The 22,090-nt window shown below is 41.8% G+C and carries 27 protein-coding genes; 25 read left to right on the top strand and 2 right to left on the bottom strand.

Annotation, left to right across the window (positions count from 1 at the left end):
- Positions 1-48 precede the first annotated feature (48 nt).
- Positions 49-1,005 (top strand): AEC family transporter, encoded by a 957-nt coding sequence (locus NST09_RS17260; protein ID WP_017368214.1) that lies wholly within the window; start codon positions 49-51, stop codon positions 1,003-1,005.
- A gap of 35 nt (positions 1,006-1,040) precedes the next feature.
- Here the strand turns inward: NST09_RS17260 and racA are convergent, their stop codons facing one another.
- Positions 1,041-1,592 (bottom strand): chromosome-anchoring protein RacA, encoded by a 552-nt coding sequence (gene racA / locus NST09_RS17255; RefSeq protein WP_342493154.1) that lies wholly within the window; start codon positions 1,590-1,592, stop codon positions 1,041-1,043.
- A 210-nt stretch (positions 1,593-1,802) separates the two neighbouring features.
- On the opposite strand from racA, the gene prfA reads away from it, so the two are divergent.
- The 21 genes from prfA (at position 1,803) to NST09_RS17150 (ending at position 18,781) form a co-directional block, all read left to right on the top strand.
- A complete protein-coding gene (gene prfA / locus NST09_RS17250) occupies positions 1,803-2,870 on the top strand; it encodes a peptide chain release factor 1 (RefSeq protein ID WP_017360048.1) in 1,068 nt (355 codons plus the stop codon).
- Positions 2,860-3,747, top strand: a complete 888-nt coding sequence (gene prmC, locus NST09_RS17245; RefSeq protein WP_342493153.1) for a peptide chain release factor N(5)-glutamine methyltransferase — start codon at positions 2,860-2,862, stop codon at positions 3,745-3,747. Before prfA ends, prmC begins: the two co-directional genes overlap by 11 nt.
- A gap of 137 nt (positions 3,748-3,884) precedes the next feature.
- A complete protein-coding gene (locus NST09_RS17240) occupies positions 3,885-4,364 on the top strand; it encodes a hypothetical protein (RefSeq protein ID WP_017360046.1) in 480 nt (159 codons plus the stop codon).
- 157 nt (positions 4,365-4,521) lie between these two features.
- Complete coding sequence (spoIIR, locus tag NST09_RS17235; RefSeq protein WP_007497652.1) at positions 4,522-5,172, top strand: stage II sporulation protein R; 651 nt, start codon at positions 4,522-4,524, stop codon at positions 5,170-5,172.
- Positions 5,173-5,235: 63 nt separating this feature from the next.
- Positions 5,236-5,679 (top strand): general stress acyl- n-acyltransferase, encoded by a 444-nt coding sequence (locus NST09_RS17230; RefSeq protein WP_052320300.1) that lies wholly within the window; start codon positions 5,236-5,238, stop codon positions 5,677-5,679.
- A 161-nt stretch (positions 5,680-5,840) separates the two neighbouring features.
- The gene (locus NST09_RS17225) at positions 5,841-6,893 is read left to right on the top strand and encodes an L-threonylcarbamoyladenylate synthase (protein WP_080995717.1); all 1,053 of its coding nucleotides are present in this window, start codon (positions 5,841-5,843) and stop codon (positions 6,891-6,893) included.
- Positions 6,894-6,953: 60 nt separating this feature from the next.
- On the top strand, positions 6,954-7,508 hold the full coding sequence (locus NST09_RS17220; RefSeq protein ID WP_052320298.1) for a manganese efflux pump MntP family protein: 555 nt from the start codon (positions 6,954-6,956) through the stop codon (positions 7,506-7,508).
- A 63-nt stretch (positions 7,509-7,571) separates the two neighbouring features.
- Entirely contained in the window at positions 7,572-8,030 is a 459-nt protein-coding gene (locus NST09_RS17215) for a low molecular weight protein arginine phosphatase (RefSeq protein ID WP_017360042.1), read from the top strand.
- A gap of 141 nt (positions 8,031-8,171) precedes the next feature.
- Positions 8,172-8,621 carry a ribose 5-phosphate isomerase B gene (gene rpiB / locus NST09_RS17210; RefSeq protein WP_003214714.1) on the top strand — a complete coding sequence of 150 codons (450 nt, stop codon included), beginning with the start codon at positions 8,172-8,174 and terminating at the stop codon, positions 8,619-8,621.
- Positions 8,622-8,633: 12 nt separating this feature from the next.
- Complete coding sequence (locus NST09_RS17205) at positions 8,634-9,173, top strand: TIGR01440 family protein (RefSeq protein ID WP_041091410.1); 540 nt, start codon at positions 8,634-8,636, stop codon at positions 9,171-9,173.
- 177 nt (positions 9,174-9,350) lie between these two features.
- Positions 9,351-10,598 (top strand): serine hydroxymethyltransferase, encoded by a 1,248-nt coding sequence (glyA, locus tag NST09_RS17200; protein WP_026050167.1) that lies wholly within the window; start codon positions 9,351-9,353, stop codon positions 10,596-10,598.
- A 147-nt stretch (positions 10,599-10,745) separates the two neighbouring features.
- On the top strand, positions 10,746-11,375 hold the full coding sequence (gene upp / locus NST09_RS17195) for a uracil phosphoribosyltransferase (protein ID WP_003214553.1): 630 nt from the start codon (positions 10,746-10,748) through the stop codon (positions 11,373-11,375).
- Positions 11,376-11,873: 498 nt separating this feature from the next.
- Positions 11,874-12,257 carry an ATP synthase subunit I gene (locus NST09_RS17190; RefSeq protein WP_007497639.1) on the top strand — a complete coding sequence of 128 codons (384 nt, stop codon included), beginning with the start codon at positions 11,874-11,876 and terminating at the stop codon, positions 12,255-12,257.
- A gap of 7 nt (positions 12,258-12,264) precedes the next feature.
- On the top strand, positions 12,265-12,999 hold the full coding sequence (gene atpB / locus NST09_RS17185) for a F0F1 ATP synthase subunit A (protein WP_342493152.1): 735 nt from the start codon (positions 12,265-12,267) through the stop codon (positions 12,997-12,999).
- A gap of 48 nt (positions 13,000-13,047) precedes the next feature.
- Positions 13,048-13,260, top strand: a complete 213-nt coding sequence (atpE, locus tag NST09_RS17180) for a F0F1 ATP synthase subunit C (protein WP_003214968.1) — start codon at positions 13,048-13,050, stop codon at positions 13,258-13,260.
- Positions 13,261-13,380: 120 nt separating this feature from the next.
- Complete coding sequence (gene atpF, locus NST09_RS17175) at positions 13,381-13,893, top strand: F0F1 ATP synthase subunit B (RefSeq protein WP_007497634.1); 513 nt, start codon at positions 13,381-13,383, stop codon at positions 13,891-13,893.
- Positions 13,890-14,435: a F0F1 ATP synthase subunit delta gene (locus tag NST09_RS17170; RefSeq protein WP_052320297.1), complete on the top strand. Its 546-nt coding sequence runs from the start codon at positions 13,890-13,892 to the stop codon at positions 14,433-14,435. The genes atpF and NST09_RS17170 overlap by 4 nt, the downstream gene beginning before the upstream one ends.
- Before the next feature lie 16 nt (positions 14,436-14,451).
- Positions 14,452-15,960, top strand: coding sequence for a F0F1 ATP synthase subunit alpha (atpA, locus tag NST09_RS17165; RefSeq protein ID WP_008343398.1), 1,509 nt, complete (start codon positions 14,452-14,454; stop codon positions 15,958-15,960).
- A gap of 88 nt (positions 15,961-16,048) precedes the next feature.
- On the top strand, positions 16,049-16,915 hold the full coding sequence (locus NST09_RS17160; RefSeq protein ID WP_007497628.1) for a F0F1 ATP synthase subunit gamma: 867 nt from the start codon (positions 16,049-16,051) through the stop codon (positions 16,913-16,915).
- Between the two features lie 24 nt (positions 16,916-16,939).
- Entirely contained in the window at positions 16,940-18,361 is a 1,422-nt protein-coding gene (gene atpD, locus NST09_RS17155) for a F0F1 ATP synthase subunit beta (RefSeq protein ID WP_008343395.1), read from the top strand.
- Positions 18,362-18,385: 24 nt separating this feature from the next.
- The gene (locus tag NST09_RS17150) at positions 18,386-18,781 is read left to right on the top strand and encodes a F0F1 ATP synthase subunit epsilon (protein ID WP_008343393.1); all 396 of its coding nucleotides are present in this window, start codon (positions 18,386-18,388) and stop codon (positions 18,779-18,781) included.
- Positions 18,782-18,823: 42 nt separating this feature from the next.
- On the opposite strand, the gene NST09_RS17145 is transcribed toward NST09_RS17150, so the two are convergent.
- Positions 18,824-19,300, bottom strand: a complete 477-nt coding sequence (locus NST09_RS17145; RefSeq protein WP_007497620.1) for a hypothetical protein — start codon at positions 19,298-19,300, stop codon at positions 18,824-18,826.
- 170 nt (positions 19,301-19,470) lie between these two features.
- On the opposite strand from NST09_RS17145, the gene NST09_RS17140 reads away from it, so the two are divergent.
- The 3 genes from NST09_RS17140 to murA all read left to right on the top strand — a co-directional run bounded on the left by NST09_RS17140 (position 19,471) and on the right by murA (position 21,904).
- A complete protein-coding gene (locus tag NST09_RS17140) occupies positions 19,471-19,701 on the top strand; it encodes a DUF1146 family protein (protein WP_008343389.1) in 231 nt (76 codons plus the stop codon).
- A gap of 128 nt (positions 19,702-19,829) precedes the next feature.
- Positions 19,830-20,564 carry a YwmB family TATA-box binding protein gene (locus tag NST09_RS17135; RefSeq protein WP_008343385.1) on the top strand — a complete coding sequence of 245 codons (735 nt, stop codon included), beginning with the start codon at positions 19,830-19,832 and terminating at the stop codon, positions 20,562-20,564.
- 32 nt (positions 20,565-20,596) lie between these two features.
- Positions 20,597-21,904 carry a UDP-N-acetylglucosamine 1-carboxyvinyltransferase gene (gene murA / locus NST09_RS17130; RefSeq protein ID WP_007497616.1) on the top strand — a complete coding sequence of 436 codons (1,308 nt, stop codon included), beginning with the start codon at positions 20,597-20,599 and terminating at the stop codon, positions 21,902-21,904.
- Positions 21,905-22,090: the final 186 nt, after the last annotated feature.

Genomic DNA, 22,090 nt, shown 5'->3' with positions numbered 1-22,090 from the left:
CCGCTATAAAATAAGAAACATGTAAAGGATTCAAGGAGGAATAGTAAGATGGACTTTTTAAATATTTTGATCCTCCTAGCACCGATTTTTTTCGTTATCGCGCTGGGTTGGTTCGCAGGGAACTTCGGCAGCTATGACGCTAAATCTGCAAAAGGTGTAAGTACACTTGTTACAAAGTATGCTTTGCCAGCGCACTTTATCGCCAGCATTCTGTCAACACCAAAAGATAAATTCTATAGTCAAATTCCATTTTTCGTTGCATTGATTTTCGGAATCGTAGGCTTTTATATCATTATCCTTTTAGTTACGAAATTTGCTTTTAAATATGATTTAACAGATTCATCTGTTTTCTCATTAAACTCAGCACAACCGACCTTTGCATTTATGGGGATTCCGGTCTTGGGCAGTTTATTTGGGGCTCAAGAAGTTGCAATTCCGATTGCTATTACCGGAATAGTTGTAAATGCATTGCTTGATCCAATTGCTATTATTGTGTCAACTGTCGGTGAAAAAACAAAAGGAAAAGCCAAAGACGGCGAAAGTTTCCTAAAAATGACGACGAAAGCGATTTTGCACGGTTTATCAGAGCCGCTTGCGCTTGCACCGTTAGCAAGTATCATTCTTGTTCTTTTAGGATTTAAACTTCCTGAAATCGGACATGAAATGCTAGAGGAAATTGGAAGTGTGACATCAGGGGTTGCGCTCTTTGCAGTCGGTGTCACAGTCGGTATCCGCAAAATTAAACTGAGCTTACCAGCTTTCAGTATCGCATTGCTCAAAGTAGCTGTACAACCGTTGCTTATGTATTTTATCGCCATTCTTATGGGTCTTTCGGCGGATGAAATTACAAAAGCTGTATTGCTTGTTGCCTTCCCAGGTTCAGCTGTTGCGGCCATGATTGCCACTCGATTTGAGAAACAGGAAGCAGAAACAGCATCCGCATTTGTGATCAGTGCGATCATGTCACTCATTACACTACCGATCATTATCGCACTTACCGTATAATATAGTAGAAAGGCTGCCTCGTTAGGCAGCCTTTCTTAGCGAAATGAATGAAACAGAGGGAAGAGCACACGCTTTTTTTTCATTTCGGGGTGTGCCTTTTCCTTTTCTTCTTCTTTTGATGGTTTTGGTTTTGTCAATGTGGCTGTGAGGCGTTCTAATTTTGCAGTTAATTCTTCAATTTCTCTTCTGTGCTGGAGGAGCTGGTAGGAAACGCCTTCATCTGCTTTCTTAGCGAGTTTCCGTTCTAATTCTTGAAAACGGGCTTCAATATGACTGAAATGTGATTGCTCTTGAAGGAGCTGTTTCACTTGTTCTTCTAAGGCTTCTATCCGTTTTGATGAGTCAGAAGTTTCTACAGCAGGTGATAATTGCTGGGCGGTTTCTTCATGGATCGGCAGTCTAATGTCATGGAGAATCACACCTTCGTTCATTTGGTGTTTGACCTCTTTGAGCAGCTGGACAATGTCATCGTGAAATTCGTAATGTCCAAGTTCATTCCGGGCGACAGGGATGTTGAGCTGTTTGACCCAGCGCTGAATGGTTTTTGAAGATACACCAATTTCCTTTGCAACCTCATTTGTATTCAAACCAAATGCCCTCCCTTTTTTCAATTATAAGTACCATTCTCTTTCGGGAGCATCCGTTCCTTCACGTTAGACAAAACAAGTAACCAATCGCCAAAGATCGTGTTTTCTAGTGAAAAATTGCAGAAAATCAATTGTTTTGGAAATTTTTTTGACTGTCATACCCCGCTATACTATAATTAGACTGTTACGCACAAAACAGAGGTGAAGACCATGTTAGACCGTTTAAAATCAATTGAAGAACGCTATGAAAAGCTAAATGAATATTTAAGTGACCCTGAAGTGGTGAACGACCCTAAGAAGCTTCGCGAATACTCGAAGGAACAATCTGATATTCAAGAAACTGTTGAGGTATATAGACAATATCGTGCGGCATACGATCAGCTAAGTGATGCGAAAGCCATGCTTGAAGATAAGCTCGATGCCGACATGCGCGACATGGTCAAAGAAGAAATTTCAGAGCTCACAGATGAAACAGAACGTTTAGAAGACGAGCTGAAAATCTTGCTCATCCCGAAAGATCCGAATGACGATAAGAACGTTATTGTGGAGGTTCGTGGTGCAGCGGGTGGAGAAGAGGCTGCGCTGTTTGCAGGAAACCTGTACCGTATGTACAGCCGTTATGCTGAAATGCAAGGCTGGAAAACGGAAGTTATGGAAGCGAGTGTCACTGGAACTGGCGGTTATAAGGAGATCATCTTTATGATTAGCGGTAAAGGTGCATATTCTAAACTAAAGTTTGAAAACGGTGCACACCGCGTGCAGCGTGTTCCTGAAACTGAGTCAGGCGGCCGTATTCATACATCAACAGCGACAGTTGCTGTATTACCTGAGGCTGAGGAAGTTGAAATTGATATCCACGAAAAAGATATTCGTGTGGATACATTCGCATCAAGCGGACCAGGGGGACAAAGTGTTAATACCACAATGTCTGCTGTTCGTTTGACTCACCTTCCAACCGGTGTAGTGGTTTCCTGTCAGGATGAGAAATCACAAATCAAAAACAAAGAAAAAGCGATGAAAGTTTTGCGTGCGAGAATTTATGATAAATTCCAGCGTGAAGCACAAGCTGAATATGACCAAACCCGTAAATCTGCTGTTGGAACAGGGGATCGTTCAGAGCGTATCCGTACGTACAATTTCCCGCAAAACCGCGTGACGGACCACCGCATTGGATTGACGATTCAAAAGCTTGATCAAATTTTAGAAGGAAAACTTGACGAGGTCATTGATGCATTAATTATGGAAGACCAAGCAAGAAAACTTCAAAATGCAAAATAAAGAGCGAACGATCTTTGAAGCCCTTAAATGGGCTTCTTCTTTGTTAACGGAAGCGGGCAGAGACCAAAACGCAGCAGAGTTAATGTTGATGCATGTGCTGGGATGGAGCAGAAGTGAACTTCTTGCCCGTTTTCATGATCCACTGCCAGAGGAGCAAGATTCACAATTCAGTGAGTTCGTCGCGCAGCACAAGCGTGGAGTGCCTGTGCAGCATTTAACGGGTGTTGAATTTTTTTATGGGCGTCCTTTTGAAGTAAACAAACACGTTCTGATTCCTCGTCCTGAAACGGAGGAAGTGGTGCTGGCGGCATTGAATATGATGAATCGTGTGTTTCCTAATGATCAACCGCTCAAAGCAGTTGATGTAGGAACAGGTAGCGGTGCAATTGCGATTACGTTAGCTCTTGAAAAAGAATCTCTCACTGTGACAGCGACGGATATTTCACATGAAGCACTTGAAGTAGCAAAGCGAAATCAAGAAGCGCTTGGTGTAGACGTTCATTTTGTCCAAGGGGATTTACTTGAACCGATTATGGCTCAAGGCATCAAAGTCGATGTGTTTATTTCCAATCCGCCTTATATTGCGGCAGAAGAAATGGATGGTTTATCAGAGGTTGTCACAAAGCATGAACCTGTCAATGCGCTGACAGATGGGCGTGATGGCCTGTGGTTTTATGAGCGTATCGCCTGTGATCTCCACAAGGTACTTCATCAGCAAGCGGTGGTTGTCTTTGAAATAGGACATACACAAGCACAAGATGTAAAAGCGCTTCTTTTGCAGGCGTTCCCTTCAGCTGATGTTCATATCATCAAGGACATCAACGGAAAGGATCGAGCAGTTTGCGCACACATTCAAAACGGAAGTCCGGCTGAATAAAGTCGGACTATTTTATTATGTAAAGATGAAACTTATGGTAAAAGGGAAACGTATATATAGAAGAATGAACATTCTGATCATGGTTTTTTACATAAATTTGTTTTGAAGGAGCGAATGGTGTGAACAGAAGGTATGCGATGGTGTTGGTCATCGTCAGTGTACTATTGATTGTGAGTGCTTGCGGTAAACCGAGCTTTAAAAAAGAAGCAGCAGCATTTGGGGAAAACTATAAAAAAGCACAATACACAGTGAATCGAACGGATGACCTATCTGACATGAAGGAGAAGTTGAAGGATTATTTAACCGAGCATGAATATCAAGAATATACACAAGACAGCATGTTTCCAAGTGTATTAGAAGCAGCAAAAGATCAAGATTGTCAAATTAAACTGAAAAAAATTACGTTTACACCTTCAGATGAAAGCGATGACAGGATTGAATTTGACTATGAAATGATCATTCAATTTATTGACCATAAAGGAAAGGTCAAAAAGGAAATCGAGAAAAAAGGCGCAATGACAGTCATCAAAACAGATTCGGGTTTAAAAATCAGCCGAGATTGGGATGGGAGATTGTACCCTTCCGATTACCAATCCTCACTAAAAAGCCGTTCATAAGTTGAACGGCTTTTTGCGTGCAGGAGAAATGTTGATTCGCTCCTCTCATAAAGAGGCTGACCTCATAATCTATTAAAAAAATCATTTTTGCTGTTTACGAGATGCGTTTCCTGGACACAATGTTTGTAGCGAAAAGAAAAAGTGGGGGGAACACATCATGTTCAAAAGTAAAATGATGATTTGTCTTTATATGTTTCTATTATTATGTGGTGCTTTTGCAAACCTTGGAAAAGAGGAGACGGCGGCTGCTTCTGCCAATCAGCCTGTTGTGATTCCAGATGAAGCCATTCGTTTACGCATTTTAGCCAACAGTGACCGGTCGGCAGATCAAGATGTGAAACGAAGTATTCGAGATGAGGTCAATGCCAATATAACGGAGTGGGTGAAAGACCTCACATCCATTGAAGAAGCTAGACGTGTGATTCGTTCAAAGCTTCCAGACATCAATCGTATTGCCAAAGCAAAATTAAAGGAACAACACATTGATCAATCCGTATCGGTCAGCTTTCAAAAAGCTTCATTTCCAACAAAGCTTTATGGCAACTTTGTTTATCCTGCTGGGAAATATGAAGCCATTTTGATTACGTTAGGGGAAGGAGACGGAGCCAATTGGTGGTGTGTGTTATTCCCACCTCTCTGCTTTATCGATTTTTCAAACGGAGAAGCGATCGCCTCACCAGAAGGAGATGATAAAGAGCAGGTAGCCGCAGAGCCATCAAATGAATCTGTCAATGAAGTGGTAAAAGAAGAAGAGACGGGTGAAGTGAAATTCTTTCTGTTCGAATGGGTCTCTAGTCTTTTCTCTTAAAAAAGGTCTAAATCTGTTTTTGCCTCATAGAGTTGAAGTAAGAGAACAAAAAGAGGTGAAAGCATGTATTATCAATTAAGAATAGCGACAGAAGAAGATGCTCCGGCCATTAATGCTTTTCTTGAAAAAGGCCAAGCAAAAGGCGGGGTGACGATTGCAGAGCGTACGTCATTTGTGGTCATGGAAGATGCAGACGGTGAGCTTGCAGGCTGTTTAGGTCTTGAACGACTAAATGAACAAGAAGGATTGCTAAGATCACTTGTGATATCAGATAAACTTGGTCAGGGGCATATCGTTTCTCTGTTTCAAAGTGTTCAAACGCTAGGGGAAAAACAAGGTGTGGAAACCTTTTATGTAGTAGCTAATCACTCCTCTTCGCATGATTTTTTAGCGCTGATGGGCTTTACGCCTATAGAGGAAATCCCAGAAAGTGTGTGGGTATCTGCGCATGCAAAAGAGTCGTTGGGAAAAGAGCAGGCGGTTGTGCTGCAAAAAACAGCTAGTTAATCACAAAACACCGGACTTATTCACATACTTATCCACTTTAAAACAAGCGTTATCCACAAATTGTGGACAACGCTTGTTTTATTTAGCATCATCTTTTATACTTTCAAAAGGATAATTGAGATATATCAACAGTTTTATCTTTTTTAAAAGGAGTTTGTATGATGTTAAATACAAAAAGGTGGTCTGTGGATTTAAAAAAGGATTTATCCACATACTATCCACAAATTGAACAAGCAGCTCTGTTGTTGCGGAAAAATGAAGTGGTCGCTTTTCCGACAGAAACGGTTTATGGACTAGGGGCAAATGCAAAAGAGACAGAGGCTGTGAAAAAAATTTATGAAGCGAAAGGACGCCCAAGTGATAATCCGTTGATTGTTCACATTGCGGACGTTCAACAGCTTCATGAATTTGCGCAAATAGAAAATGAAAAAGTAACAGCGCTGATGGATGCCTTTTGGCCAGGCGCTCTCACCATTGTTCTACCTTGTAAGCCGGGCACATTATCAAAGCAGGTGACGGCAGGTTTATCTACAGTAGGCGTAAGAATGCCTAATCATCCTGTTGCGCTTGAACTCATCCGAGCAGCTGGTCTGCCAATTGCCGCGCCAAGTGCCAACCGTTCGGGAAAACCGTCGCCGACACTTGCGGATCATGTCGCGAGTGATCTTGATGGGAAAATTGCTGGCATTGTCGATGGTGGTTCAACAGGTATTGGTGTGGAGTCAACGGTTGTATCCTGTATAGACGAGATTCCAGTGATCTTAAGGCCGGGCGGTATTACAAAAGAAGCGTTAGAAGAGGTCGTGGGAACAGTCAACATAGATCCAGGGCTGACGAAAAAGGATGAGGCGCCTGTATCGCCGGGAATGAAATACACACATTATGCACCTGAAGCACAAATGTATATATTTCATGGAAGTGATGAAGACATGCAGCTGCACATTCAGAAGTACCGAGCTGAAGGGCTAAAAGTAGGTGTGCTGACGACAGAAGAAAAGAAGGAATGGTTTGCGGCAGATGTTATCTTTAGCTGTGGATGGAGAGAAAAGCCTGAAACGGTTGCGGCAAACTTATATCGTGTGCTGAGACAATTTGATGAAACGGATGTAGACTTGATCATTTCAGAAGCCTTCTCAGAGCAGGGAGTTGGTTCTGCGATCATGAACCGTCTGCAAAAAGCGGCAGGAGGGCGTACCCTCTCTTCATTCAAATAGTTCTAACCTCTCTTGGACAAACATAGGTTAAAGGAGAATGCGTGTCCAAGGGGGATTTACATGAATGAACTAGCTGGCGAATTGCTGACACTCAGTATCATGGCTTTTGCACTTGGAATGGATGCCTTTTCGGTTGGACTCGGCATGGGGATGATTCAGCTGAGATTCCGCCAGATCCTTTATATTGGACTTGTCATTGGGATATTTCATATGTTTATGCCTCTTTTTGGCATGCTGACAGGTCAGCTTTTATCTGGCTGGCTTGGGCTCCTAGCAACCTATATTGGCGGGGCGCTGCTTTTGGTGCTGGGTCTTCAAATGATCATCGCTTCTATCCGAAAAGAAGATAAGCCATTTATCGCACCTGTTGGGGCCGGTCTCGTTCTTTTTGCAACAAGTGTGAGTTTAGATAGTTTTTCCGTTGGCTTAAGCCTGGGGATTTACGGTTCTCGGGTGTTGATGACCATTTTATTGTTTGGCTTTTTTAGTATGATGCTCACATGGCTTGGATTATTACTCGGTAAACAGGTTCGGTCATGGGTAGGTTCATATAGCGGTGCGCTTGGCGGGTTTATTTTACTAGCCTTTGGAATCAAATTATTATTTCCGCTCTAGCCAGTCTCCTTACATAACATGTAGAATGAAATGCTATATAATAGAAGAAAAGGAGGTCGAAAGATGAATATCTTATTTGTTTGTACGGGAAATACTTGCAGAAGTCCGATGGCTCAAGCCCTTTTTTCCTCCATTGCAGATGAAAAAGGCTTACAGGTCACTGTAAAATCAGCGGGCATCTTCGCCTCTGATGCAGGGAAGGCTTCTCCTCAAGCAGTCGAAGCATTATTTGAGAAAAGCATTCCACTGAATCACTCATCGTCTAAACTAACAGAAGAACTTCTTCATGAAGCAGATTATGTCTTTACCATGACGATTCAGCATAAGCAGTTGATTGTAGAGCAATACGCTCATGTGAAAGACAAGGTCTTCACTCTAAAAGAATTTGCGACAGGATCAGAAGGTGACGTGTCGGATCCATTTGGAGGGAGTCTCTCCATTTATCAGGAGACACGAGATGAACTAGAAACGCTATTGTATCAACTTGCTAAAAAGCTTAAACAGGATCACAAATCCTCATAAATGGACAACCTGTAAAACCGTTGCGCAAACGGTTTTTCTGCTTTTGTTTGCAAATGACTAGGTAGAGGTTAAAATAAAACTGTAAATAAAAAATGAATGTAAGACATGACAGATCAACTCACCCTTAGGAGGAATTGCCCGATGAAAGTAGCCATTGCATCCGATCACGGCGGAACGAATATTCGTGAAGAAATCAAACAACTAATGGATGAATTAAAGATTGAATACATTGATATGGGTTGTGAATGTGGATCAGGTTCTGTAGACTACCCTGACTATGCTTTTCCTGTAGCCAATATGGTGGCAAACGGAGAAGTCGATCGCGGCATTTTGATTTGCGGGACAGGTATCGGTATGAGCATTTCAGCAAACAAAGTGAAAGGCATCCGCTGTGCACTGGCGCATGATACATTCAGTGCAAAGGCGACGAGAGAACATAACGATACAAATGTTCTTGCGATGGGAGAACGAGTCATTGGGCCAGGATTGGCAAGAGAGATTGCTCATATTTGGCTGACAACAGAATTTACTGCAGGACGTCATGCTGTGCGGATTGGTAAAATCGCTGATTACGAAGAAAAGCACCTGTAAGGAGCGCTTAACATGAACATTGGTCAAGATTGGCTTGAGATGTTAAAAGAGTTTCATCAAACAGTTGAACTGCGAGCTGGCCACATTTTAGTGATTGGCTGCAGTACGTCAGAAGTGGCTGGCGAGCACATTGGGACAGCGGGAAGTGAGCAAATTGCTGAAGCTATTTATCAAGAGCTCGATCAACTGAGACGCGAGACAGGAATTGAATTGGCCTTCCAATGCTGCGAGCATTTGAATCGTGCCCTCGTTGTGGAAGAAGAGGTGGCGTACCGGCTTAACTTAGAAATTGTAGCGGCAGTACCTGTCCGTCAGGCGGGTGGTTCTATGGCGGCTCATGCGTATCAGCAAATGGAACACCCTGTGCTAGTTGAATCCATTTCAGCACATGCAGGTATTGATATCGGTGATACATTCATCGGCATGCACTTAAAGCGGGTAGCCGTACCGGTCCGTCTCAGCCGTCATCAATTAGGACAAGCACATGTGACGTTTGCAAAAACTCGTCCAAAGCTGATTGGCGGAGAACGAGCCGTTTATACAAGATCATAGTTCGGATATATTTCTAATATAATGTTGAATGATGAAGACGCTTCACCCCTTGAATATTCGGGTTTTCATAAAAAAGAAGTCGATTTTCCAAAAAAAACTTTTACATTTTACTCAAAAACCGTGTACAATGAGATGGTGAAAACATCGAATGGAAATAGATTGGAGAGGATTTCGCTGATGAAACATTTACCTGAGCAAGACGCACAAGTATTCAAAGCAATTCAACTAGAGCGGAAACGCCAGCAGGACAAAATCGAATTAATTGCATCAGAAAACTTCGTAAGCGAAGCAGTCATGGAAGCGCAGGGCTCTGTCTTAACAAACAAATATGCAGAAGGTTACCCTGGTAAACGCTACTATGGCGGCTGTGAACATGTAGACGTTGTAGAAGATATCGCACGTGACCGCGCAAAAGAAATTTTTGGCGCTGAGTATGTGAACGTACAGCCTCACTCAGGTGCTCAAGCGAATATGGCCGTATACTTTACAATCCTTGAGCATGGCGATACAGTGCTAGGCATGAACTTATCACATGGCGGGCATTTAACACATGGAAGCCCTGTAAACTTTAGCGGCGTACAGTACAACTTTGTAGAATACGGTGTAGATAAAGAAACACAGCATATCGACTACCAAGATGTACTTGAAAAAGCACGTGAGCATAAGCCGAAACTAATCGTAGCGGGGGCAAGTGCTTACCCACGTCAAATTGATTTCAAAAAGTTCCGTGAAATTGCCGATGAAGTCGGTGCTTACTTTATGGTGGACATGGCTCACATCGCGGGTCTTGTTGCAGCAGGTCTTCATCCAAATCCAGTTCCTTACGCTGATTTTGTGACAACGACAACTCACAAAACATTACGCGGACCTCGCGGCGGAATGATTCTATGCCGTGAAGAGTTTGGTAAAAAGATCGACAAATCGATCTTCCCTGGTATTCAAGGTGGACCACTCATGCATGTGATCTCTGCAAAAGCTGTTTCTTTCGGTGAAGTATTGAACGGAGATTTCAAAACATATGCACAAAACGTGATTGATAACGCAAAACAACTAGCTGAAACACTTTTATCTGAGGATATTCAGCTTGTATCTGGTGGAACAGACAACCATCTTGTTCTCATCGACTTGCGCTCTCTTGGCATTACAGGAAAAATTGCAGAAAACGTTCTTGATGAAATTGGTATCACAGTGAACAAAAATGCGATTCCTTATGATCCAGAGAAACCATTTGTTACAAGTGGTGTACGTGTAGGTACAGCAGCAGTGACAAGCCGAGGCTTCGATCAAGAAGCGATGAAAGAAGTCGGTTCCATTATTGCGCTTGCTCTGAAACATCATGAAGATGAAGCGAAATTAGAAGAGGCGAAAAAGCGTGTATCTGATCTGACAGCTCGTTTCCCTCTATATCATGAATTAGATTATTAAAATGCAGACCCATTTGCCTATTTTTGGCATGTGGGTTTTTTTTGTAGGATTTGCGAATCATATTGAAAGATGATGTCTTTTTATGTAGAATTGTAGGAAGTGTGCAAAGTTCACCGGAAGATGACAGAAAAGGAGTTGTAGCAAGCAATGGCAAAGGTTTATGTATTTGATCACCCGCTTATTCAGCACAAACTTACATATATTCGTGACGTTCATACAGGAACAAAAGAATTTAGAGAGCTAGTGGATGAAGTCGCAACATTAATGGCATTTGAAATCACAAGAGACTTACCGCTTGAAGAGGTAGATGTAGAAACACCTGTACAAGTCGCTAAATCAAACGTGATCTCAGGTAAAAAACTCGGAGTTGTGCCGATTTTAAGAGCAGGTCTTGGAATGGTAGACGGGATTTTGAAACTCATTCCAGCTGCCAAAGTGGGACATGTCGGTTTATACCGTGATCCGAAGACATTAAAGCCTGTTGAATATTATGTGAAGCTTCCATCTGATGTGGAAGAGCGTGAATTTATCGTAGTAGACCCAATGCTTGCAACGGGCGGATCAGCAGTAGAAGCATTAAACAGCTTGAAAAAACGCGGTGCGAAAAACATCCGCTTCATGTGTCTGATTGCTGCGCCAGAAGGTGTAGAAGAAATGCAAAAACATCATCCAGATGTTGATATCTACATTGCGGCATTAGATGAGAAGTTAAACGAAAAAGGTTACATCATCCCAGGTCTTGGTGATGCTGGTGACCGTATGTATGGAACAAAATAAGAATGATTCATGAAAAGCCCACATGCAAACGTGCATGTGGGCTTTTTTGAAAAATATGACAAACGGTTGATATCGTTCTTAGAAAAATCAATGTATACTGAACATTAGCAGTTTTTTTGAATGAATGTCACAACTCTCCTAAAGTTTGATGAAATTGTGAACATTTTGTGTGCTCTCTCATTATAGAAAAGTTTTTTAACTTTCAACGGATTGACACATCATAGACGCTATTGTATGCTAAACGAGGGTATTATGGTAAGGTTTTCATAGCCTATAGCACTCTACTAATCCTCATTGTGAACCCTTTAATAATCAGGGTTTGTATCAGCGAATGAAGCAGAATCCCATAGATCTAAAGATTTCAAGTCTGATTGCACAATTAGACCGATGGGTGATTGATTTTTTTCAAATAGGACGGCTTATCATAAGCGTCTTCTACGCAGTTTTCATCACCATTTATCACCTTTTTTACAATATTTTTCATCGGGAGTCAGATGAATGAACGATCCAAACGTCATTTTCCGCAGACAGAGTAAATATATGTTCTATTTATTGGCAATTTTTGTGTTTGGCTATGCCATGCCTGGTTTTAAACCACTGTTTCTTGGTTTCATTATCGGCACAATTTTTGCTTTCTTTAATTTATTCCTGCTTATTCGGAGAATGCATGCTTTTGATCGAGCAGTTAAAAAAGGAAAATCTATTCGTTCAATGGGAAGTACAGCCAGGTGGGCCAACGCAATTCTCGCAGTAGCGATTGCTTGGCGTTACCCTAACGAAGTTCATCTGGCAGGTGTTGTTATAGGATTAATGACAATATATCCTGTCATTATGATAGATTCCTTCATTCAACTTAAACGTTCTACTATGGAAGAGAGGTGAATACTCTTTGGGTCACAGTTCAAAAACTACAGAATTTTTAGGGTTAACGTTCAACTTATCCAATGTTCTCATGATTACGATTGCTAGTATCATCGTTCTTCTCATAGCGGTGCTGACTACTCGTGTTCTGGCTATTCGTCCGACAAAGGCGCAGAACTTCATGGAATGGATTGTTGATTTTGTTCGAAATATCATAGGTAGTTCGATGGACATGAAAACAGGAGCCCCATTTCTAGCGCTTGGCGTTACATTACTCATGTACATATTTGTTTCAAACATGCTTGGACTGCCATTCTCGATTACGGTCGATCACAACTTATGGTGGAAATCACCAACTGCTGATCCTGGAATCACAATGACACTAGCGGTTATGGTCATGGGATTGACACACTACTATGGTGTTAAAGCAAAAGGAGTCAAGGAATATACAAAAGACTACTTTAGACCAATCCCACTTTTAGTACCGCTGAAAATTATTGAAGAATTTGCAAACACATTAACACTTGGTTTGCGTCTTTATGGAAATATTTTCGCTGGAGAGATTCTTCTTGGTTTACTTGCAGGACTTGCGACTAATTTCTATTCGCAAAACCTTGCACTAGGTATCATTGGTACATTAGGTGCCATCGTGCCGATGATTGTATGGCAGGCATTCAGTTTGTTTGTCGGAACCATCCAGGCATTTATCTTCACCATGCTGACAATGGTGTATATCTCCCATAAAGTCAGCGACGAACACTAAAAAATTGAGAGTCCAAAAAGGACGTTATTTTAAAGGAGGAGCTTTTTAATGAATTTAATAGCAGCAGCAATTGCAATCGGTTTAGGAGCACTAGGAGCAGGTATTGGTAACGGTCTAATCGTATCTAAAACAGTTGAAGGAATCGCTCGTCAGCCAGAAGCTGGTAGAGAACTAAGAACACTTATGTTCATCGGGGTAGCTTTAGTTGAGGCACTTCCAATTATCGCTGTCGTTATCGCATTCTTGGCATTCTTTGGTTAATATGTGAGAAGCGTTCTAATATGAATTTTAATGGCGAAGATCAGATTAGTTCGAAACTTCGCCATTCCTTTATGTTTTGTTTCTTAACATATTATTTAAAGAAGGGAGTTGCCGTACTAAATGTCTCAGTTACCAGTAGTTTTAGGAGCAGGTCTAAACACCGGAGATATCATATTCCAGCTGATCGCTATGCTCATCCTGCTTGCACTTTTAAAGAAATTTGCGCTTAAGCCTTTATTAGGGATTATGAAACAGCGTGAAGATTATATAGGAAATGAAATTTCAAGTGCTGAAGAAAAGCACGTTCAAGCTGAAAAGCTTCTTGAAGAACAACGTGTCTTATTGAAAGAAGCACGCGAAGAATCACATACACTCATCGAAAATGCGAAAAAGATTGGTGAGAAACAAAAAGAAGACATCATTCAAGCAGCACGTCAAGAATCAGAGCGCTTGAAAGAGTCTGCTAGAACTGAAATCGTGAAAGAAAAAGAACAAGCTGTGGCTGCACTGCGCGAGCAAGTTGCATCACTTTCTGTATTAATTGCTTCTAAAGTGATTGAAAAAGAACTTGATGAGCAAGCACAAGAGAAATTGATCCAAGAGTATCTTAAAGAGGCAGGCGAAAGCCGATGAGCGTGACTATTGTCTCTAAGCGTTACGCTTCTGCTCTTTTTGACATCGTTCTTGCTTCTTCGGCAGTAGACGAAACTGAAAAAGAGCTGAATGAGATCAAAAAAGTTCTCAAGGCTGACCAAGAATTAAATGACTTTCTTGTTCATCCGAAGATTACGGCAGACAAAAAGAAACATCTGATTGCAGAAGCTTTCAAAGGTGTTTCGACATATGTTTTGCACACAATGTATTTACTGATTGACCGCGGGCGCACGAATATTTTTCCTGAAATGGCGTCTGAGTTTGTGAAACTTGCAAACCATACGAAACAAATAGACGATGCGATCGTGTATTCAGTTAAACCGCTCAGCGGAGCTGAAATTCAATCTTTATCTGAAGTATTTGCCAAAAAAGCCGGAGTCACATCACTGCGTGTAGAAAACGTGATTGACAAGGATCTAATAGGCGGAGTGAAAATCCGTATCGGAAACCGCATTTATGACGGCAGTGTCAGCGGAAAGCTTTCCCGCATTGAACGTCAGCTTGCAGGCGAAAATCGTTAGAAGGGGTGAAACCTTAGTGAGTATCAAAGCTGAAGAGATTAGCGCGCTGATAAAGCAGCAAATCCAAAACTATCAATCTGAAATTGAAGTAAAAGATGTCGGTACAGTCATTCAAGTAGGGGACGGTATCGCGCGTGTACATGGCCTTGACAACATTATGGCAGGAGAGCTTGTTGAGTTCTCTAACGGTGTAATGGGTATGGCTCAAAACCTTGAGGAGTCTAACGTAGGTATCGTAATCTTAGGACCTTACAAAGATATCCGTGAAGGTGACGACGTAAAACGTACAGGTCGTATCATGGAGGTTCCAGTAGGAGAAGAGTTAATCGGACGTATTGTGAACCCACTTGGTCAGCCTGTTGATGGACTAGGTCCAATTTTAACAAGCAAAACACGTCCAATTGAAAGTGAAGCACCAGGCGTTATGGATCGTAAATCGGTACATGAGCCGCTTCAAACGGGAATTAAAGCAATTGATGCCTTGATTCCAATCGGACGCGGACAGCGTGAATTGATCATTGGGGACCGTCAAACAGGTAAAACATCTGTTGCAATCGATACGATCCTGAACCAAAAAGATCAAGACATGATCTGTATCTATGTAGCGATCGGACAAAAAGAATCAACTGTTCGTGGTGTTGTTGAAACACTTCGTAAGCATGGTGCGCTTGACTACACAATCGTTGTCACAGCTTCTGCATCACAGCCAGCTCCACTTCTTTACCTTGCTCCTTATGCAGGTGTAACGATGGGTGAGGAATTCATGTATAACGGCAAGCATGTGCTTGTTGTATATGATGACCTTTCTAAACAAGCGGCAGCTTACCGTGAGCTTTCATTATTGCTTCGTCGTCCTCCAGGCCGTGAAGCATTCCCTGGTGATGTTTTCTATCTTCACTCTCGTTTATTAGAGCGTGCAGCGAAGCTTAGTGATGAAAAGGGTGGCGGTTCTATCACAGCATTGCCTTTCGTAGAAACGCAAGCTGGTGATATCTCTGCATATATCCCAACAAACGTTATCTCAATCACAGATGGACAGATCTTCTTACAATCTGACCTCTTCTTCTCAGGCGTACGTCCAGCGGTAAACGCAGGATTGTCTGTATCTCGTGTAGGTGGTTCTGCACAAATCAAAGCGATGAAAAAGGTAGCAGGTACACTTCGTTTGGATCTTGCTTCTTATCGTGAGCTTGAAGCATTCGCTCAGTTTGGATCTGATCTAGACCAAGCGACTCAAGCCAAATTAAACCGTGGTGCTAGAACAGTTGAAGTCTTAAAACAAGACTTGAACAAACCGCTGAAAGTTGAAAAACAAGTAGCGATTCTTTATGCACTGACAAGAGGATACTTAGATGATGTAGCGATTGCTGATGTCAAACGCTTTGAAGCTGAGTTATTCATGTACATTGAAGAAAACCATAAAGACTTGTTTGACACAATCTCTCAAACAGGAAACATGCCTGCTGATGAAGAGTGGAAAGCAGCGATCGAAGGCTTTAAACGTACGTTTGCACCAAGCAACTAATTAGTAATCTTTCCGAGAGAAAAAGATTCTCTTTTTCTCTCTTTTCACGTAAATGAACACGGATTCCTGAAAAAAGGTGGTGAAATCTTTGGCCTCATTACGCGATATTAAGTCAAGGATCACGTCAACAAAAAAATCGAGTCAGATCACAAAAGCGATGCAAATGGTATCAGCTGCGAAACTGAATCGTGCTGAAAATAATGCGAAGTCCTTTGTTCCATACATGGAGAAAATCCAAGAAGTCGTTGCGGCAATCGCAACTGGAACAAGTGCTAAGCACCCAATGCTTCTTTCAAGACCTGTTAAGAAAACAGGGTATCTCGTCATTACATCTGATCGAGGACTTGCAGGACCTTTTAACAGCTCGATTTTACGTGCCGCTTACCAAGCCATTCAATCTCGTCATCAATCTGCTGATGAATATGCGGTGATTGTGATTGGTAAAATCGGACGCGACTTCTTCAAAAAGCGTGGTATTCCAGTTATTTCTGAAGTAACAGGGCTTGGAGACGAAGTAGCGTTTGCTGATATTAAAGAATTAGCAAGCAGTACAGTGCAAATGTTCTCTGATGAAGCGTTTGATGAGCTTTACATGTTCTATAACCATTTCGTCAGTGCCATTTCACAAGAAGTAACAGAGAAAAAATTATTGCCGCTAACGGACCTTTCGGCCGCAGCGACACCAAATAAACGTTCCGCATCTTATGAGTTTGAGCCTTCTGAAGAAGAAATTCTTGAAGTTCTCCTTCCTCAATATGCAGAGAGTTTGATTTTCGGTGCGCTTCTTGACAGCAAAGCAAGTGAACATGCTGCAAGGATGACAGCAATGAAGAGTGCAACAGACAACGCAAAAGAATTGATCGACAGCCTGACACTCTCTTACAACCGTGCTCGTCAAGCAGCGATTACACAAGAGATTACAGAAATTGTCGGCGGAGCAGCTGCCTTAGAATAGAAATAATTGTCAGGAGGGAATGCAATGAAAACAGGACGCATCAGTCAGATCATGGGACCAGTCGTAGACGTTCGTTTTGAAGACGGTCACTTGCCTGAGATTTATAATGCGATCAAAGTTTCGCATAAAGCGGAAAGCGAAAGTGAAGTTGATATCGACTTAACTTTAGAAGTAGCACTACATTTAGGTGATGATACAGTGAGAACCATCGCAATGGCATCAACAGACGGTGTGAAGCGCGGTATGGAAGCTGTAGACCTTGGAAAACCAATTTCAGTACCAGTTGGTAACGTAACACTTGGACGTGTATTCAACGTACTGGGAGATAACATTGACTTAGATGAGCCACTTGGTGTGGAAGCGCAAAGAGACCCAATCCACAGACAAGCGCCTTCTTTTGATCAACTTTCTACAGAAGTTGAAATTCTTGAAACAGGTATCAAAGTTGTTGACCTTCTTGCTCCTTACATCAAAGGTGGAAAGATCGGTCTATTCGGTGGAGCCGGTGTTGGTAAAACCGTTCTGATTCAAGAATTGATCAACAACATCGCACAAGAACACGGCGGTATTTCTGTATTCGCTGGTGTTGGAGAGCGTACACGTGAAGGAAATGACCTTTACTACGAAATGAAAGATTCTGGCGTTATCGAAAAAACAGCGATGGTCTTCGGCCAAATGAACGAACCACCAGGTGCACGTATGCGTGTAGCTCTAACTGGTTTGACAATGGCAGAGCATTTCCGTGATGAACAAGGTCAAGACGTATTGTTCTTCATCGATAACATCTATCGCTTTACACAAGCAGGTTCTGAAGTATCAGCCCTTCTTGGACGTATGCCTTCAGCGGTAGGTTATCAGCCAACTCTTGCAACAGAAATGGGTCAGCTTCAAGAGCGTATCACGTCTACAAACGTAGGATCGGTTACATCGATTCAAGCGATTTATGTACCTGCGGATGACTATACAGATCCAGCTCCAGCTACAACGTTCGCTCACCTTGATGCAACGACAAACCTTGAGCGTAAGTTGACAGAGATGGGGATTTACCCAGCGGTAGATCCACTTGCTTCAACATCTCGTGCCCTTGCACCTGAGATTGTTGGCGAAGAGCATTATGCGATCGCGCGTGAAGTTCAGCAAACATTGCAACGTTATAAAGAATTGCAAGATATCATTGCCATTTTAGGTATGGATGAATTATCTGAGGACGATAAGCTTGTGGTACACAGAGCTCGTCGTGTTCAATTCTTCCTATCTCAAAACTTCCACGTAGCAGAACAGTTCACTGGCCAAAAAGGTTCTTATGTGCCATTGCAAGAAACTGTTAAAGGCTTCAAGGAAATCTTATCTGGTAAATACGATCACCTTCCAGAAGATGCATTCCGCTTAGTCGGCCGCATTGAAGAAGTGGTTGAAAAAGCCAAAGAGATGGGTGTAGAGGCCTAATCTGGTCCTTAGGAGGGTAAAAGCATGAAGACCGTTCAAGTCAATATCGTTACTCCCGACGGCCCAGTGTATGAAGCGGATGTGGAAATGGTCAGTGTAAGAGCAGAAAGCGGTGAGCTTGGGATTTTAGCTGGCCACGTTCCAATGGTTGCTCCGCTAAAAATCGGTGCAGTTCGCTTAAAACATAGTGGATCAACTGAATTGGTTGCAGTAAGCGGTGGATTTGTTGAAGTTCGCCCCGAAAAAGTAACCATTCTTGCTCAGGCTGCTGAAACATCAGACAAAGTTGATGTAGATCGTGCAAAATCAGCGAAACAGCGTGCTGAAGAGCATTTGAACCACCCGAATGAAAGTGATGTACGCAGGGCGGAACTCGCATTAAAACGGGCATTAAACCGTTTAAATGTAGCAGGGAAATAAAACAGAAAATCCTTCTTATCACTGTGATAAGAAGGATTTTTTTTAGGATGACATGAGAGATTGATACATCGACACATACGGATGAGATGCTTGCTTTTCTAGATATAACTGCTCGCAAAATTGCGTACTGCAATGCCATGTTTTATTGTTTCTGCGTAAGCCAAGCGTATATTGGTGCGAAGAGTCCATATAAGGCCGCACGACCCAATCAGCATCTGAATGATGACGGATGACAACCTCTCCTAAATACACACTCAACATCGCTTCTAATGCATCTATTGGCATTTTCCACTCAGCAAAAAGCTGCTGACGGAAGGCATCGAAGTATAATGACTCTAACTGATAAAGGCTTTCCTCTGAGTAATCCAAAGAAATGTTATGAAAATGACACAATTGTGCTAATTCTTCTAGCTGTGTCTGTCTATAATCAAAGTAGAAAGCAATGGCTTCCCATTCATGTTCAAATGAGGGAACCAGTTCTCCGTACAAATCAACAAAGTCAGGAAAAGAATCTTTCAAATATGATCAGCTCCTTCCACCGCAGTATATCATCTCCTTCTCATCAGAATAAGAGGGGATTCACTCTAAATGTAGCTCTTTTTTCCAAATGATTCATCTTTCCGATTTTGGAGGATATAATGAAAGGGAGTTTTCCTTTACAGAAATCAATAAAAGGAGGATTCAAGTGTATGGAAGACGTAGGACAACAAGCAATTGTCAGTATTGTGATCCACCTATTTTTTATCGCCATTACGTGGTGGGCATTGCTTGCGGTGAATATTGATCCACTGATTAAAAAAGGAAAAATTATTCAAGCTAGATTGCTCATGATGCTGCTCACGATTGCTATTGCATCGGCAGTCAGCAATTTCTTCCTTGATTATTTAAATTTCTCCAGACAAATCCCTTATATGTTTTAACATAAAAGGTTTGGTCACTGCCTTCTGCGGGAACGTAAAAAGAAGTGTCAAAAATATGGCCTTTGATGACTTTTCCACGTATGCATTGACCTCCTTGCGGCAACACTTGTAGCAAGGGGGAATGACAAGTGAGAAAGTATTTAAAAGGTTGGCCATTATTTGCATTTATTCTTTTTTTTGTTCTGATGATTCAAGGTGTTCGGGCGGAAGAAACATCCACGCTCGCCCAAATAGCAGAAGGTATGAAAAACCAGCAAATCGAAGTAAGTGGATGGACGCTTCATGCCAAAACAAATATAGACATTTCATCCGAACAATTTTCAAAAAAAGTGAAACGTTTGAAAGACGAACTACGACAGTATGAGTGGACCGAAAAAAAAGAGAAACATGTCACCAAAGTCACAGGAATTTACAAAGATGAAAAAAATGATACATTATCGAAAATTTTACTCGTGAAGACCGACACAAAATCAAACCAAAAGTCGTATTTATTATATGAGCAAAAAGGTGCTCGCCCACTGAATACCTGGGAGCATACATATGATCAGTTCGTACGTCATGCAAAAAGCATATTACAAGAGAAATTTGTGATTTTTACTTGTCTCGATGGTCATGTAAATGGTATGATGGATGTTGTTTTGCAAAAAAAAGCTGAAATGATAGCAAATGAATTTCAAGCAAAACCAGTTGAGTATCTCGTTGAGTCTAATTTTGTGTCGCTTTCCGCTTACACAGAGAAGTGGGAACAGTTCATTATGACTTCAAATGATAAAATGAATGTTCAAATTGCCATCAGAAGTTCGGAAATGAACGAAAATCATACGATTACGGTTGGCACACCAATCGTAACGACTGAATATTAATATAGAGAATTTGGGACGCGGAGGGGAAGACCTTGGAAAAAATCATCGTCCGCGGCGGTCAAAAGTTAAACGGCACAGTTAAAGTAGAAGGCGCAAAAAATGCCGTTTTACCAGTTATCGCTGCATCTTTGTTAGCAAGTACAGAAAAAAGCGTAATTTGTGATGTACCTACGCTCTCCGATGTATATACAATCAATGAAGTGTTACGTCATTTAGGAGCAGAAGTACATTTTGAAAATAACGAAGTATCAGTAGATGCATCTCATGCACTAGAAACTGAGGCTCCGTTTGAGTACGTCCGTAAAATGAGAGCATCTGTGCTCGTCATGGGACCACTTTTAGCTAGAACAGGTCATGCAAGAGTTGCATTACCTGGTGGTTGTGCGATTGGTTCAAGACCAATTGATCAGCATTTAAAAGGCTTTGAAGCAATGGGAGCTAAAATTCAAGTAGGTAATGGTTTCATCGAGGCTGAAGTAAATGGCCGTTTAAAAGGTGCAAAAATCTATTTGGATTTCCCAAGTGTAGGGGCAACTGAAAACATCATCATGGCAGCAGCATTGGCTGAAGGAACGACGATTTTAGAAAACGTAGCAAAAGAACCTGAAATTGTTGATTTGGCAAACTACATCAATGCCATGGGCGGTAAGGTTCGCGGGGCTGGAACTGGTACAATCAAAATCGAAGGTGTAGAAACACTTCACGGTGCAAAACACAACATCATCCCTGACCGAATTGAAGCTGGTACGTTTATGGTGGCAGCAGCCATTACTGAAGGAAATGTTCTTGTAAAAGGCGCTGTGCCTGAGCACATGACTTCACTTGTGGCAAAAATGGAAGAAATGGGTATTCAGATCATTGAAGAAGAAGAAGGTTTAAGAGTCATTGGACCATCTGAGCTCAAGCCAATCGATCTAAAAACAATGCCGCATCCTGGGTTCCCAACGGATATGCAATCTCAGATGATGGCGCTATTGCTTCGTGCGAACGGAACAAGCATGATCACAGAAACTGTGTTTGAAAATCGTTTTATGCATGCTGAAGAATTCCGCCGCATGAATGGCGATATTAAAATTGAGGGTCGCTCTGTGATTATCAATGGACCTGTTCAACTTCAAGGTGCTGAAGTGGCAGCGACTGATTTAAGAGCAGGAGCAGCACTTGTACTTGCTGGATTAGTGGCAGAAGGTCATACACGTGTCACTGAATTGAAGCATATTGATCGTGGATATGTGAACTTCCACCAAAAACTAGCAGCAATCGGTGCAGACATTGAAAGAGTAAATGATGAATCAGCAGATGTGACACAAGAACAAGTTGTATCAGATCTGAACGCGTAATGATAAAAGAAATCAGTGTGTCCATTTGGGCATGCTGATTTTTTTTAGAATCATAGACTGGTTGCATTTTCAAAAGCTTATCATTAGTGTATCCAATCATTTTAAATTTTATTCATAAAGACGAACAGTCAATCAAATGATGAAGAGCGCGAGCGTATCACCAAAAGACTTGTCCAATGAATGAAA

Source organism: Bacillus sp. FSL W7-1346 (assembly GCF_038593335.1).
Taxonomy (GTDB): Bacteria; Bacillota; Bacilli; order Bacillales; family Bacillaceae; genus Bacillus; species Bacillus altitudinis.
This window is presented reverse-complemented; position numbering and strand designations above follow the sequence as displayed.

Bases quoted from the DNA above. Each gene is read 5' to 3' on its own strand.
- NST09_RS17220 (WP_052320298.1), top strand. From the start codon at position 6,954: ATGAATGAACTAGCTGGCGAATTGCTGACACTCAGTATCATGGCTTTT.
- NST09_RS17260 (WP_017368214.1), top strand. From the start codon at position 49: ATGGACTTTTTAAATATTTTGATCCTCCTAGCACCGATTTTTTTCGTT.
- NST09_RS17190 (WP_007497639.1), top strand. From the start codon at position 11,874: ATGAACGATCCAAACGTCATTTTCCGCAGACAGAGTAAATATATGTTC.
- atpF (WP_007497634.1), top strand. From the start codon at position 13,381: ATGTCTCAGTTACCAGTAGTTTTAGGAGCAGGTCTAAACACCGGAGAT.
- NST09_RS17215 (WP_017360042.1), top strand. From the start codon at position 7,572: ATGAATATCTTATTTGTTTGTACGGGAAATACTTGCAGAAGTCCGATG.
- upp (WP_003214553.1), top strand. From the start codon at position 10,746: ATGGCAAAGGTTTATGTATTTGATCACCCGCTTATTCAGCACAAACTT.
- NST09_RS17230 (WP_052320300.1), top strand. From the start codon at position 5,236: ATGTATTATCAATTAAGAATAGCGACAGAAGAAGATGCTCCGGCCATT.
- NST09_RS17240 (WP_017360046.1), top strand. From the start codon at position 3,885: ATGGTGTTGGTCATCGTCAGTGTACTATTGATTGTGAGTGCTTGCGGT.
- prmC (WP_342493153.1), top strand. From the start codon at position 2,860: ATGCAAAATAAAGAGCGAACGATCTTTGAAGCCCTTAAATGGGCTTCT.
- NST09_RS17170 (WP_052320297.1), top strand. From the start codon at position 13,890: ATGAGCGTGACTATTGTCTCTAAGCGTTACGCTTCTGCTCTTTTTGAC.
- NST09_RS17205 (WP_041091410.1), top strand. From the start codon at position 8,634: ATGAACATTGGTCAAGATTGGCTTGAGATGTTAAAAGAGTTTCATCAA.
- prfA (WP_017360048.1), top strand. From the start codon at position 1,803: ATGTTAGACCGTTTAAAATCAATTGAAGAACGCTATGAAAAGCTAAAT.
- spoIIR (WP_007497652.1), top strand. From the start codon at position 4,522: ATGTTCAAAAGTAAAATGATGATTTGTCTTTATATGTTTCTATTATTA.
- rpiB (WP_003214714.1), top strand. From the start codon at position 8,172: ATGAAAGTAGCCATTGCATCCGATCACGGCGGAACGAATATTCGTGAA.
- glyA (WP_026050167.1), top strand. From the start codon at position 9,351: ATGAAACATTTACCTGAGCAAGACGCACAAGTATTCAAAGCAATTCAA.
- NST09_RS17140 (WP_008343389.1), top strand. From the start codon at position 19,471: ATGGAAGACGTAGGACAACAAGCAATTGTCAGTATTGTGATCCACCTA.
- NST09_RS17150 (WP_008343393.1), top strand. From the start codon at position 18,386: ATGAAGACCGTTCAAGTCAATATCGTTACTCCCGACGGCCCAGTGTAT.
- atpD (WP_008343395.1), top strand. From the start codon at position 16,940: ATGAAAACAGGACGCATCAGTCAGATCATGGGACCAGTCGTAGACGTT.
- NST09_RS17225 (WP_080995717.1), top strand. From the start codon at position 5,841: ATGTTAAATACAAAAAGGTGGTCTGTGGATTTAAAAAAGGATTTATCC.
- atpE (WP_003214968.1), top strand. From the start codon at position 13,048: ATGAATTTAATAGCAGCAGCAATTGCAATCGGTTTAGGAGCACTAGGA.